At 39.0% G+C, this 14,334-nt stretch carries 14 protein-coding genes; all 14 read left to right on the top strand.

What is annotated here, in order from left to right; genetic code table 11:
- Positions 1 to 243: 243 nt before the first annotated feature.
- The 14 genes from CD039_RS05130 (at position 244) to accB (ending at position 14,314) form a co-directional block, all read left to right on the top strand.
- Positions 244 to 900, top strand: coding sequence for a tetratricopeptide repeat protein (locus tag CD039_RS05130; RefSeq protein WP_103371400.1), 657 nt, complete (start codon positions 244 to 246; stop codon positions 898 to 900).
- Positions 901 to 921: 21 nt separating this feature from the next.
- Positions 922 to 3,384 (top strand): SF1B family DNA helicase RecD2, encoded by a 2,463-nt coding sequence (gene recD2 / locus CD039_RS05125; protein WP_103371399.1) that lies wholly within the window; start codon positions 922 to 924, stop codon positions 3,382 to 3,384.
- Positions 3,385 to 3,713: 329 nt separating this feature from the next.
- A complete protein-coding gene (gene alaS, locus CD039_RS05120) occupies positions 3,714 to 6,344 on the top strand; it encodes an alanine--tRNA ligase (RefSeq protein WP_103371398.1) in 2,631 nt (876 codons plus the stop codon).
- Positions 6,345 to 6,412: 68 nt separating this feature from the next.
- Entirely contained in the window at positions 6,413 to 6,676 is a 264-nt protein-coding gene (locus CD039_RS05115; protein WP_103371397.1) for an IreB family regulatory phosphoprotein, read from the top strand.
- Between the two features lie 2 nt (positions 6,677 to 6,678).
- On the top strand, positions 6,679 to 7,107 hold the full coding sequence (gene ruvX, locus CD039_RS05110) for a Holliday junction resolvase RuvX (RefSeq protein WP_103371396.1): 429 nt from the start codon (positions 6,679 to 6,681) through the stop codon (positions 7,105 to 7,107).
- A 15-nt stretch (positions 7,108 to 7,122) separates the two neighbouring features.
- Positions 7,123 to 7,434: a DUF1292 domain-containing protein gene (locus tag CD039_RS05105; protein WP_002471066.1), complete on the top strand. Its 312-nt coding sequence runs from the start codon at positions 7,123 to 7,125 to the stop codon at positions 7,432 to 7,434.
- Between the two features lie 324 nt (positions 7,435 to 7,758).
- Positions 7,759 to 8,397: an O-methyltransferase gene (locus CD039_RS05100; protein ID WP_103371395.1), complete on the top strand. Its 639-nt coding sequence runs from the start codon at positions 7,759 to 7,761 to the stop codon at positions 8,395 to 8,397.
- A gap of 1 nt (position 8,398) precedes the next feature.
- Entirely contained in the window at positions 8,399 to 9,322 is a 924-nt protein-coding gene (locus CD039_RS05095; protein WP_103371394.1) for a peptidase U32 family protein, read from the top strand.
- Between the two features lie 15 nt (positions 9,323 to 9,337).
- Positions 9,338 to 10,609, top strand: coding sequence for a peptidase U32 family protein (locus CD039_RS05090; protein ID WP_103371599.1), 1,272 nt, complete (start codon positions 9,338 to 9,340; stop codon positions 10,607 to 10,609).
- Positions 10,606 to 11,229, top strand: coding sequence for a uridine kinase (udk, locus tag CD039_RS05085; RefSeq protein WP_049405579.1), 624 nt, complete (start codon positions 10,606 to 10,608; stop codon positions 11,227 to 11,229). The genes CD039_RS05090 and udk overlap by 4 nt, the downstream gene beginning before the upstream one ends.
- Positions 11,230 to 11,255: 26 nt before the next feature.
- Complete coding sequence (gene greA / locus CD039_RS05080; protein ID WP_002471052.1) at positions 11,256 to 11,732, top strand: transcription elongation factor GreA; 477 nt, start codon at positions 11,256 to 11,258, stop codon at positions 11,730 to 11,732.
- Positions 11,733 to 12,118: 386 nt separating this feature from the next.
- The gene (gene pxpB, locus CD039_RS05075; RefSeq protein WP_103371393.1) at positions 12,119 to 12,859 is read left to right on the top strand and encodes a 5-oxoprolinase subunit PxpB; all 741 of its coding nucleotides are present in this window, start codon (positions 12,119 to 12,121) and stop codon (positions 12,857 to 12,859) included.
- The gene (locus CD039_RS05070) at positions 12,843 to 13,850 is read left to right on the top strand and encodes a 5-oxoprolinase subunit C family protein (RefSeq protein WP_103371392.1); all 1,008 of its coding nucleotides are present in this window, start codon (positions 12,843 to 12,845) and stop codon (positions 13,848 to 13,850) included. The genes pxpB and CD039_RS05070 overlap by 17 nt, the downstream gene beginning before the upstream one ends.
- Positions 13,850 to 14,314, top strand: coding sequence for an acetyl-CoA carboxylase biotin carboxyl carrier protein (accB, locus tag CD039_RS05065; RefSeq protein ID WP_103371391.1), 465 nt, complete (start codon positions 13,850 to 13,852; stop codon positions 14,312 to 14,314). Before CD039_RS05070 ends, accB begins: the two co-directional genes overlap by 1 nt.
- The last annotated feature ends 20 nt before the right edge of the window (positions 14,315 to 14,334 follow it).

Here is a 14,334-nt window from a genome sequence, read left to right as displayed (position 1 = left end):
TTTCTGTGCAATTTCGATGGGAACTTCTAATATATACGAGTACATCAATCTTAAACTAAGTTCTAATATAGTAACCGCGCAGTAGTTGTCTGACTTCATAATGGCTGTCGCTTTTATGAAGTCTAGTCAACCTTGCGGAGGCAGGACAACGAAATCAAAGATTTCTGTGCTTCTCTCCCTTTCTTTTTATGAAATTATTATTGTAGAATAGAACAAAAGACGTAATGAAATGAGGTAGTGTTTGTGGAACAAGAAAAGATTTATGAACTTATTAAAAAAGGTGAAATAGAACAAGCTTTACAAGCGCTATTTAACAATATTGAACGTAATCCTAAAGAAATTGAGAATTACATCAATGCTGGAATTCTCATCGCAGAAGCAGGCGAAGTGGAGAAAGCAGAAAAGTTCTTCCAGCGCGTACTCGTTCTTGATCCTGAGAATGCTGCAGTATTTTACAACCTAGCTAATGTTTACTACAACGAAGGACGTTTCAATGAAGCGATTAAGTTGTATCAACAAGCACTTCAATCGCCAGAGGTACACCAAGTGGATACCAACTATATGATTGGTATGTCATTTAATCAACTTGGCGCACATAAAGAGGCAATGCCATATCTCATGCGTGCAGCTGAATTAGATGACGAAGGAGACGTGGAAGTTCAGTTTCAATACGGACTCGTTCTTTGTCACTTGGAATTGTATGAGCAAGCAGTTACGCAACTCCAACACGTGCTCGAATTAGACGAGAAACATGTTGATGCGCTTTACAATCTTGGACTCGCGCAATATATGCTTACTGAGGATAAAGCGCTCGCTATGGAACACTTCCAACGTGCAGTTGACATTAATCCTGAACATCATATGAGTCAACACGCACTACAAACCTTTGAACAACTTTAACAAGAAAGGAGGGCGACTTGAATGGCTGATGACACTTTGTTTAACTATTCGATGTTGAAAGGCACGATTGAAGCAATCTTATTTCAGAATAAAGACAATTTCTATACGGTATTGAAAGTAGAAACGATTGAGACGAATGAAGATTTAGATGATCTCGCTACTGTCGTCGGCTTCTTCCCAGATATTGTTGAAGGTGATGTATATACCTTTAAAGGTCAAGTCGTCTCTCATCCTAAGTATGGTAAGCAACTCAAGGCAGATACCTTTGAGAAAGAGTTGCCGCAAACGAAAGAGGCCATCGTGAGCTATCTTTCTAGTGAATTGTTTAAAGGTGTAGGTAAAAAGACTGCACAGAATATCGTTAATACGTTAGGTGAAACAGCAATTACTGATATTCTTGATGATGCTTCAGTGCTAGACAAGGTTTCAGGCTTATCTAAGAAGAAACGCAAACAAATTGCTGAGCAAATTCAAGCGAATCAAGAAACGGAACGTATTATTGTGCGTTTACACGATTTAGGCTTTGGACCTAAACTTGCTATGACGATCTATCAAACTTACTTAGATGAAACATTAGAAATTATAGAGAAAGAACCGTATCGTCTGGTATATGACGTTAAAGGGATCGGTTTTAACAAAGCAGATACACTCGCGCGTAAGATGGGTATCGCATATGACGATGATGAGCGTCTCAAAGCTGGAATTCTTTATGTGCTAGAGGAATCTTGTATCAAGCAAGGGCATACATATTTACCTAAGACGAGAGTTTACGACGAAGCGATAGATATGTTGACTGATCCTCAAGAGGCCGAAATCACTCCCGATCACATTAGTAAAATGATTCAAGAACTGGTTGAAGAAGATAAAATGATTCAACAGGAAGAGGAATTAGCTGTACCGAGTTTATACTATTCTGAGCTTAAAAGTAGTCAAAACCTTTATCGTAATTATACGTATACGCAGAAACTCGAACACTTCGAACAATCTGATTTACAAATGCACATCGGTGAAATTGAGGAACGCCAAGGCGTGAGTTATGCGAAATCTCAAAAGGAAGCTTTAGAAACGGCTATCAACTCGAAAGTCATGTTACTGACTGGAGGCCCAGGAACAGGTAAAACGACAGTCATCAAAGGAATTGTAGAACTTTACGCAGAAATACATGATTTGTCATTAGATTACGACGACTATCAAGAAGATGATTATCCGATCGTGCTTGCTGCGCCGACGGGTCGAGCTTCCAAACGTCTCGCTGAAGCGACACAACTCGAAGCAATGACGATTCATCGCTTGATAGGGTGGAATCAAGATACACAACCTGAAGATATTCTAGACAACGAAATCAATGCGAGCTTAATTATTATCGATGAAATGTCAATGGTGGATACATGGTTGTTCCATCAGTTTATGAATGCCGTACCCCTTGATGCCCAAATCATCTTCGTAGGTGATGAGGACCAGCTGCCATCAGTGGGACCAGGCCAAGTCTTTAAAGACCTCATCGATTCTCAAGCCATTCCACGCGTGAATCTCACTGAAGTCTATCGTCAACAAGATGGCTCAAGCATTATTGAGCTAGCACATCGAATTAAATTAGGTCAACAAATTGATATCACGCAAAAGTTTCATGACCGTAATTTTATCCAATGTGGTACAGATCAAATTCCAAACATTGTCGAGAAAGTAGCGCAAAGTGCTGTACGTAAGGGTTATGATATGAGTGATATTCAAGTGCTTGCGCCAATGTATAAAGGCTCAGCAGGTATCCGTAGATTAAATGCTGTATTACAAGATATTTTAAACCCTAAATCTGAGGATAAACGTGAAATCGCGTTCGGGGACGTGAGTTTTCGTAAGGGTGATAAGGTCTTGCAGTTAGTCAATCGACCTAACGACAATATCTTTAACGGAGATATCGGCGTCATCGTCGGTGTCTTCTGGGCGAAAGAGAACGAGCTCGATAAAGACATTATCATCGTCGACTTTGAAGGAAATGAAATTATATTTACGAAACAAGATTTCTTAGAGCTCACACACGCGTATTGTACTTCGATTCATAAATCGCAAGGCTCTGAATTTCCTATCGTCATCATGCCTATGGTGAAACAGTATTATCGCATGTTACAACGTCCAATACTTTATACAGGACTCACACGTGCGAAACAATCACTTGTCCTACTAGGTGACCCTGAAGCTTTCCACATCGGTTTGACTACTCAAGGACAAACACGATTGACTCAACTTCGTCATATTGTACAATCGTATTTTAATATTAATACAGATAAAGGTGAGAGCGAATCAGACGCTCTAGAGCAAGCATCACAAACAGCGTCAGAAAGCGCAGCAACTGATACCGCGCAAGACGAGGCTGAACCTTCTCAGAAAGACCCATCATCTGTCGTACTTACCGAAGAAACAATCTACCAAATCGATCCGATGATTAACATGGGGCAAGTTACACCTTACGATTTCGTGAAACAGTGATTGACTTTAACGTCGAAAGCCCATACAATAGTATTAAATTCATAAAGACGAGTAAATCACGTTAGGCATACAGAGATGTGTCGTTGGGTGAGAGATACAGCTAACGTGATTGAACGCTACTTTATGTCAGAGTGAATAACGATTATTGAGTGATAAATTGACTGTTGAGTTAAGATAGCTCACACGGCGTCAATTTATAACTAGGGTGGTACCGCGAAACGTTCGTCCCTTGTGGATGAGCGTTTTTTTCGTGCTATAGGAGATAGGATGAGTAGAAGCGGTCATGCCTGTGATCTTAATGACGATTTGAGTAAAATGGAGGATTGAATATGAAGAATTTAAAAGCGAGTGAAATACGTCAGAAATTTATAGATTTCTTTAAAGAACATGACCATATGGTCGAACCTTCTGCACCATTAATCCCAATCGATGATGATTCATTGCTTTGGATTAACTCTGGAGTAGCAACATTAAAAAAATATTTTGATGGTCGTGAAATTCCACGTAAACCACGTATCGTGAACTCTCAAAAAGCGATTCGTACGAACGATATTGAAAATGTAGGATTCACTGCACGTCACCATACGTTCTTCGAAATGCTTGGGAACTTCTCTATTGGAGATTATTTCAAAAAAGAAGCGATAGAATTTGCATGGGAATTCCTAACTAGTGACAAGTGGATGGGTATGGAACCTGAGCGTCTATACGTAACCATTCACCCTGAAGATACAGAAGCCTATCGTTTATGGAATGAAGATATCGGTTTAGAAGAGAGTCGTATTATCCGTATTGAAGGTAACTTCTGGGATATTGGTGAAGGACCTTCTGGACCGAATACAGAGATCTTCTATGACCGTGGCGAAGATTATGGTCAAGATGATCCAGCTGAAGAAATGTATCCAGGTGGCGAGAATGAACGTTACTTAGAAGTGTGGAACCTCGTATTTAGTGAATTCAACCATAATAAAGATCATACGTATACACCACTTCCTAACCAAAACATTGATACAGGTATGGGATTAGAGCGTATGGCATCTATTTCTCAAGATGTCCGCACAAACTATGAAACAGATTTATTTATGCCAATCATTCATGAAGTTGAATCTATCTCTGGTAAAAAATACTTAACTCAAGATGACTATGATGTGGCATTTAAAGTCATTGCTGACCATATTAGAACCATCTCGTTTGCTATTGCTGATGGTGCACTACCAGCTAACGAAGGTCGTGGCTATGTATTACGTCGTCTGTTACGTCGTGCTGTACGTTTCAGTCAATCACTTGATATCCATGAACCATTCATGTATCGCTTGGTTGATATCGTAGCAGACATTATGGAACCTTATTATCCAAACGTGAAAGAGAAAGCTGATTTTATCAAACGTGTAGTGAAATCAGAAGAACAACGTTTCCATGAAACACTTGAAGAAGGCATGTCTATCTTAAATAATCTCATTGCTAAAGCGAAAGGCAAGACAAATGAAATCAGCGGGGAAGACGCATTTAAACTCTACGACACTTATGGTTTCCCTGTAGAATTAACTGAAGAAATGGCTGCTCAAGAAGATCTCTCTGTAGATATGGCTGGTTTCGAAACTGAGATGAGTAAACAGCGTGAACGTGCACGTCAAGCACGTCAATCTTCAGAATCTATGCAAGTGCAAAGTGAAGTATTGAAGAATATCACAACTGATAGCACTTTCGTAGGCTATGATGTGATGGATAAAGTCACAAATATTACGGATATTATTGCGAATGGTGAAAGAGTTGAAGAGGCAGAAGCGGGTGACACAATCTACTTCATCCTCGCTGAAACACCTTTCTATGCCGTAAGTGGTGGTCAAGTTGCTGACCAAGGTACAATTAGTAACGAGAATTTCGAAATCCAAGTCACTGAAGTGATTAAAGCACCAAATGGTCAGAACTTACACACTGGTGAAGTACAATTTGGTACTGTCAAATCAGGCGCTGAAGTTTCTGCATCGGTCAATCATAAAGAGCGTCGTGCGATTCAGAAGAACCACAGCGCGACTCACTTGCTACATGCAGCATTGAAAGAAGTGCTTGGCGACCATGTTAACCAAGCAGGTTCACTCGTTGCTCCAGACCGTATGCGTTTCGACTTCTCTCACTTCGGACCAATGAAAAAAGAAGAGATTGAGCAAGTTGAACGTCGTGTGAACGAAGAAATTTGGAACAGCATTGAAGTAAGTATTCAAGAAATGCCAATTGATGAAGCTAAAGAAATGGGCGCTATGGCACTCTTCGGTGAAAAATACGGTGATATCGTGCGTGTTGTAAACATGGCACCGTTCTCTATTGAACTGTGTGGTGGTATTCATGTTTCTAACACTGCTGAAATTGGCTTGTTTAAGATCGTGAGCGAATCAGGTACGGGTGCAGGTGTACGTCGTATTGAAGCACTCACTGGTCAAGCAGCATTCTTGTATTTAGAAGATATTCAATCTCAATTTAATACGATTAAAGGACAAGTGAAAGCGAAGTCAGATGACCAAGTCGTCAACAAAGTGACACAATTAATCGACGAAGAAAAATCATTAAATAAACGTGTAGATCAGCTTAACAAAGAAATTACTTCATTGAAGATGGGTGATATTACTGAACAAGTAGAAGACATCAATGGATTTAAAGTATTAGCTACTGAAGTAGAAGTACCTAATCCTAAAGCGATTCGCGAAACGATGGATGACTTTAAATCTAAATTACAAGATACTATTATCATTTTAGTCAGCAATGTGGACGGTAAAGTATCATTAATCGCAACAGTACCTAAATCTTTAACAGATCAAGTGAAAGCCGGCGATATCATCAAAGAAATGGCACCAGTTGTAGGCGGTAAAGGCGGCGGCCGTCCAGACATGGCTCAAGGTGGCGGCAGCGAACCTGAGAACATAACAGAATCTTTACGTTTTATTAAAAATTATATTAAATCTCTATAACTCAACATCTGAGTAGTGTAGAATGAGAGTGTGTTCAATTCTATACTAACTGGGAGGCGTGTCTTAAAATGGAAAACTTCGACAAAACGATGAAATTTAGTTATGATGATATCCCGAAAGAAGATGTCAAGTCCGTGCTACAGAATGTCTATACCACTCTAGAAGAACGTGGTTACAATCCTGTGAATCAAATCGTAGGTTATCTCTTATCTGGAGATCCTGCTTATATTCCACGTCATAATGAAGCGAGAAATCAAATTCGTCGTATCGACCGCGACGATATCATGGAAGAACTCGTGTCAAACTATCTTAAAGCGCACTCAGAACTTTAACGATGCTCAAGCATAAGATTATTGGTTTAGACGTAGGAAGTAAGACAGTAGGTGTAGCTATTAGCGACTTAATGGGTTGGACTGCCCAAGGATTAGATACACTCCGCATAGACGAAGAGAATGGCGATTTAGGTATTGAAAAGTTAGTAGACATTATTAATAAAGAAAAGGTGGGGACCGTAATTATCGGTCTCCCTAAGAATATGAATAATTCAATTGGATTTAGAGGCGAGGCTTCGTTACACTACAAAGAGACGTTGCAAGAAAGATTACCTGAGCTTGAAATCAAGACTTGGGATGAACGCTTAAGTACGATGGCAGCTGAACGCTCTTTATTAGAAGCTGATCTCTCTAGACAGAAACGTAAAAAAGTGATCGATAAGATGGCAGCAGTATTTATTCTGCAAGGCTATTTAGATTCTATACAATAATAAAGGAGCATAATCATGGCAGAGCATAATGAAGCTGAATTACATGTAAACAATAATGAAGAGTTATTAACACTTTACGATGAAGAGGGTAACGAAGTATTATATCGTAAAGTACTTGAGTTCTATCATCCAGAGTTCAAGAAAGAATATGTCATTCTCGCTGAAGAAGGCGCTGAGTCAGATGACGACGATATGGTTGAACTCGTTCCAATGATTAACGAACCAGATGAAGATGGTGAAGGTGGCAAATTCTTACCCGTTGAATCTGACGAAGAATGGGACATGATTGAAGAAATCGTGAATACTGAAATGAACGACGAAGAATAGTCATATTCTTTCAGTACTTTCACTTGATGAAGTGTGAAATAGTCCTAGCTGTTAGCTCATGTCACTCTAGCATGAGCAGGCGCTAGGGCTATTTTCTGTTATCATTTTGAGCTCAACGATCAAACTAATTTGCAACGCACATTTGAGCCATTTAATTATATAGAACTCACTTCGAACACTAGCGAAGAACGGAGACTTAATATTTTTATTAAAATGTGGTAGAATGTGTTGAGTTAAATTCAACTCCATTTTATAAAGTGCAAGGGCGGGCGTAATGCATTTACCGTTCATAACAAATCGAGGAGTTACTAAGGGAGAGACGATATGGACAAGAATCAAGAATATCTCTTAGAATTAATGAATTATAATAATAATGATATTGAAAGCTTGCGTGCATACGCTGAGGAGAATCGAGTCCCTATTGTCGACAAGATGAGCTTAGAAGCGATTAAGCAAGTGTTGAGAATCAAGCAACCACATCACATATTAGAGCTTGGTACAGCTATCGGATATAGTGCAATGCAGTTCGCTTCAGTATCACCTGACATACATATTACAACGATTGAACGTGATACAGCGATGCAAGAACAAGCATCTCAAAATATTGAGCATTTCGGTTATCAGCAACAAATAACGATGATTAAAGGTGATGCTCGTGAACAATTTGAAACGCTTAAAGATATGGCGTTTGACATCATATTCATCGATGCAGCTAAAGCTCAAACGCAACGCTTTTTCGAAACATATGAGCCATTATTGAATCTCGGCGGTCTTGTGATAACTGATAATATCCTTTATCACGATTTCGTTGCTGACATCGACGTTGTGCGTTCTCGAAATGTGAGACAGATGGTTAAGAAGCTTCAGAAATACAACGATTGGCTCGTTCAACATCCACGTTATGAGACAAACTTTCTTAATATTGATGACGGAGTAGCGATCTCCGTAAAAAAGGAGAATTGAAATGACTGAATTACTGGTCACACCCAAGTCCATTTCACATATTGAAACATTGATAGAAAAAGGCGCAGATGCCTTTGTAATAGGAGAACAGAAATTCGGCTTACGTTTAGCAGGCGAGTTTAATCGTGATCAGCTCGTTGAAGCCGTACAATTAATTCATGACCATGGAAAAAAAGCGTATGTGGCAGTGAACGGTATCTTCCATAACTATCATTTACGCGCGTTAGAAGATTACATCGCGTTTCTTCATGAAGTCAGAGTAGATCGTATTATCTTCGGTGATCCAGCAGTTGTGATGTATGTGAAGCAACAAGAAGATCCCATCCCATTGAATTGGGACGCTGAAACACTTGTAACGAACTATTTCCAATCTAATTATTGGGGAGAAAAAGGAGCGGAACGTGCTGTTTTAGCTCGTGAGCTTAACTTAGATGAAATTCTCAACATTAAAGAGCATGCGAATGTTGAAATTGAAGTACAAGTGCATGGTATGACTTGTATGTTCCAATCCAAACGAATGTTACTCGGTAATTATTACACGTTCCAAGACCGTCAAATGAAGATACAACGTCATAACGATGATAAAGATTTATTACTTTATGACGAAGAACGCGATAATTTATATCCAGTTTACGAAGATTACAACGGTACACATATTATGTCGCCGAATGATATTTGTTTAATCGAAGAACTCGATCCATTACTTGAAGCAGGTATTGATGCCATTAAAATAGATGGCCTGTTACATACAGAAGAATATATTAACGTATGTACTGAACAATATCGTGAAGCTATCGATTTATTTAATGAAGATCCTGAAGCTTATGAAGATGAGAAATTTATGCTCGCTGATTCTATAGAAGAGATACAACCTGACCATCGCCCATTTGACGAAGGATTCTTATTCAAACAAACTGTTTATTAAAGGAGGATGCATGCTGTGAAAGTATTAGAAGAAGTGCAACCTGATGCTAAGCCTCGCATAAAGAAACCTGAATTGCTTGCACCAGCAGGTAATCTTGAGAAATTGAAGATTGCGGTTCATTACGGTGCCGATGCAGTCTTTCTAGGTGGCCAAGAATATGGTCTTCGTTCAAACGCCGATAATTTCACAATGGCAGAAATTCAAGAGGGCGTTGAATTCGCTAAACGATATGGTGCAAAGATTTATGTAACGACAAACATCATTGCACACGATGAGAATATGGACGGTTTAGATGATTATTTAACAGCTTTAGAGGCCACAGGTGCAACAGGTATCATCGTAGCCGACCCACTGGTTATTGAAACTTGTAAGAAAGTCGCACCTCGTTTAGAAATCCATCTTTCTACTCAGCAGTCACTATCAAACTATAAAGCTGTTGAATTTTGGAAAGAAGAAGGATTAGATCGTGTCGTACTAGCACGTGAAACTGGCGCAAAAGAGATGCGTGAAATGAAAGATAAAGTGGATATTGAAATTGAAGCCTTTATCCATGGTGCAATGTGTATCGCTTATTCTGGGCGTTGTACTTTGAGCAACCACATGACTGCACGTGATTCTAACCGTGGTGGTTGTTGTCAAAGTTGTCGTTGGGATTATGACCTTTTACAAATCGAAGACGATGGCGAGTTAGATTTACTCTATAAAGAGGGTGACGTAACGCCATTTGCGATGAGTCCGAAAGACTTGAAACTGATAGAATCAATCCCTAATATGATGGATATAGGTATAGACTCATTAAAAATAGAGGGGCGCATGAAATCAATTCACTATATCGCCACAGTCGTTTCCGTTTATCGTAAAGTCATTGATGCTTATGCTGCTGATTCAGAACACTTCCAAATTCAACCTGAATGGTTGATTGAGCTAGACAAATGTGCGAACCGTGATACTGCACCAGCCTTTTTCGAAGGGACACCTGGTTACGAAGAGCAAATGTTTGGCGCAGAACAGAATAAGAAAGCGGCATATGATTTCTGCGGTCTTGTCCTAGATTATGACGAAGATTCCCGTATTGCGACGATTCAACAACGTAATCATTTTAAACCAGGTCAAGAAATCGAATTCTTCGGACCTGAAATTGATACCTTTAGACAAGTCGTTGATGTGATCTATGACGAAGAAGGCAATGAATTAGATGCCGCACGTCATCCACTTCAAATCGTTCAGATCAAAGTGGATCAACCACTGTATAAGAATAATATGATGAGAAAGGAACTCAAACGATGAGTGGCACAACGATTATAGGTATCGCTGGTGGTTCAGGTTCTGGAAAGACGAGTGTGACGAGTGAAATCATGTCTTTACTTGAGGGATATAGTATTGCACTTATCGCTCAAGATTATTATTATAAAGATCAATCTCATTTAAGCTTTGAAGAACGTTTAGAAACGAATTATGATCATCCATTCGCATTTGATAACGATTTGTTGATTAGTAATCTCCAGTCTTTAAAGGATGGACAAACTGTCGAAATACCCACTTATGATTATACCAACCACACGCGAAGTGATGTTACAATCACATTTGAACCGAAAGATGTGATTATTGTTGAAGGTATCTTTGCTTTGGAAAATCAAACATTACGTGAGATGATGGATGTTAAAGTATATGTAGATACTGACGCTGATTTACGTATTCTACGAAGATTGATGCGTGATACAGCGGAACGAGGACGCACGATGGAATCCGTGATTACACAATATTTAAATGTCGTACGTCCTATGCACAATCAATTTATTGAACCAACTAAGAAATATGCTGATTTAATTATTCCTGAAGGCGGCAGTAATAAAGTCGCTATCGATATTTTGACAACTAAGATTAAGTCACTTATACGTAAACAATAGAACAGTAAGAAAAGGAAGATGACATTATGGAAAATCAAAAACAATATCCAATGACCCAAGAAGGTTATGACAAGCTTGAAAAAGAATTAGAAGAATTAAAGACCGTTAAGCGTCCAGAAGTAGTAGAAAAAATTAAAGTTGCACGTTCTTTCGGTGACCTTTCCGAGAACTCTGAGTACGATGCAGCGAAAGATGAACAAGGCTTCATCGAACAAGATATCCAACGAATTGAGAATATGATTCGTAACGCTTTAATTATCGAAGATACTGGTGATAACAACGTCGTTCAAATCGGTAAGACGGTTACTTTCGTTGAACTCCCAGGCGACGAAGAAGAAAGCTATCAAATCGTTGGTTCTGCAGAATCAGACGCTTTCAACGGCAAGATTTCTAACGAATCTCCAATGGCGCAAAGCTTAATTGGTAAACATCTTAACGACGAAGTTCGTGTACCTCTTCCAAATGGTGCAGAGATGAACGTTAAGATTGTTGATATTAAATAAGTCTATTTTTTTAGCGTACTTCCCAAACGAATTCGACCATGTTTGGGAAGTTTTTCTTTTTTATGGTAAAAGTAATTCTAGTCGAAAAACTCTGAATTTGGTAAATTTATAGTTATAACTCATTACAAGCGTTTAACTCATAGTAAGAAAGTGAAATTAAGAACTATCGCGTTGATCCAAACGCTCATGCTACTTTTAGCAAAATAGAAAAATAGAGAAGGGTTAAAATAATTAAACATGTAAGCCCTAAATCCTATTGATTAAATATACTTTATAAACGTTGATAAAATTTCTTTATTAAACAACATCGCTACTGAAATGGTATAATAAAGTGTATTGCTTAAGTAAGCGTTTACTTAATGTGCATTGAAGGAGGTTAATCCATCATGAATTATCAGATCATCAACGAACAAGCACTTATGATTTATCTAGAAGAACGAATTAGTGAAGATATATTTAAGCAAATGCAACAAGTTGTTCAATACATACATAATCTGAACGTAGAAGGTATTACAGAAATTGTACCTTCTTACCGTGCTATTCTAATCAATATAGACATCGAGAAGATGACACCTCAATCACTGGTAGAAGAGCTCAAACTAGGTGAGTTAGACGAAAAAGACTTTGCTGGTCAAGACGTCGACACAAAGACAGTGTATATTCCTGTGCTTTATGGTGGAGAAGCAGGACCAGACATCGATGAAGTAGCGTCTACCAACAATCTCAGCACAGATGAAGTGATCAATATTCATAGCAGTCAACCATATCTCATTTATATGCTCGGATTTATGCCAGGATTCCCATTCCTAGGTGGTTTAGATGAACGCCTTCATACACCACGACGTTCGGAGCCGAGAACGCGTTTACCTGAAGGTTCAGTAGGAATCGCAAATCAACAAACAGGTCTTTATCCTAGTGAATCTCCTGGAGGTTGGCAAATTATTGGTCGCACACCAATCAAAGTCTTTGATTTAACTCGCGAACCGATGTGTCTCTATCAACCAGGTGATTACATCAAGTTCTATGCTATATCTGAAGAACAATATAACCAAATCATTGACGAACAAGAATCTGATTCTTTCGATATGAGAAAGTGGGTGTCTAAAGACAATGAGTATTCTAATTAATAATCCAGGTCTCTTTACGACAGTACAAGATCAAGGCCGTTATGGATTTCAAGATCAAGGATTTTCAACAGCTGGAGCTTTAGACCTTGTAAGTTATCAGCTCGGACAGAAATTAATCGGTAACGATGGTCCTGCGATTGAATTCACAGTCATCGGTCCGACGATTCGTTTTACCACTCCAAATACCTTTGTGGTTACAGGAGGAGAGTTTGGTAGTGAGTTAAATGGTGAACCTATCGAGATGCAATCTGTTTATAAAGCTGAAAAGGGCGACGAACTTAAACTTGGAGCGGCCAAGCAAGGCGCTAGAGGATATATCTTCTTCGGTTGTCCGCTAGATATCCCAGTAGTAGCTAACAGTCAATCTACACATACCCGGATTCATATTGGTGGTTTCGAAGGTCGCACTTTGAAAGCACAAGATCGCATCCAAACCATTCCTAATGATGAAGCGAAATATCGCGTGGGACTCAGTACTGATGTTCATTTGGTGAATACAGAAGAAACAACGATTCATATCGTTAAAGGACCTCAATACGATCGTTTCTCAACTGATGCGATTAACACAATGAGCTCAGATGACTATCAAATTTCTGAACAATCAGACCGTATGGGCTACCGTCTAAGAGGAAGTGAAATCCCACCTGAAGCATCTGCTGATATTATTTCAGAACCTGTAGCTTTAGGTAGTGTCCAAGTACCCAATGATGGTAACCCAATCATACTTCTCAATGACAAACAAACTGTGGGGGGATATACTAAGATTGCCACAGTAACACAAGCAGATTTACCCATTCTTGCTCAAAAACAACCTGGCGAAACAATTCGTTTCGAATGGGTAACAGTTGAAGAAGCAGTCGAAAGTTTACAACAACTTGATGACGCACTACAAGAAGCTTTACAAGAAATAGAACGTACACCTGTTTATCAAATACAGCAGTTACGCTCTACTTCAAAACGTCTTAATGCATTATTGAAAGGGGAAGCATAATGAATTTTGAAAATATCGAGCAATTAATCAAATTAGTTAAAGAAAATGAATTAAAGAAATTTAAATATAAAGATTACGAACATGAAATCGAACTTGACTTCACTGAAGAGAATGCGCCAGTAGCGAGCATGCCAGCAAGTATGCCAGCAAGTATGCCACAAGGTGCTAGTGACTCAGCTCAATCACAATCATCAGATGAAGGTCAAAATGCTAGTGAAAATTCAGAAGGCCAAGAAGTTAAAGCACAAATGGTAGGTACTTTCTATTTACAAGAAGAGAAAGAACTCACTGATCCAATCATCAAAGTTGGCGATCAAGTGAAATCAGGTGACGTCATTGGCTATATTGAATCAATGAAAGTCATGAACGAAGTAACAAGCGATGTTGACGGTGAAGTGACAGATATTCTCGTCGAACATGGTTCAAATGTTGAATATGATCAACCAATTATTAGAGTGAAATAATCAACGCAAAGGGGGGCATT

The organism is Staphylococcus argensis, from assembly GCF_002902305.1.
GTDB classification, from domain to species: Bacteria; Bacillota; Bacilli; order Staphylococcales; family Staphylococcaceae; genus Staphylococcus; species Staphylococcus argensis.
The sequence above is the reverse complement of the archived record's forward strand: the minus strand, read 5'-3'. Positions and strand labels throughout refer to the sequence as shown.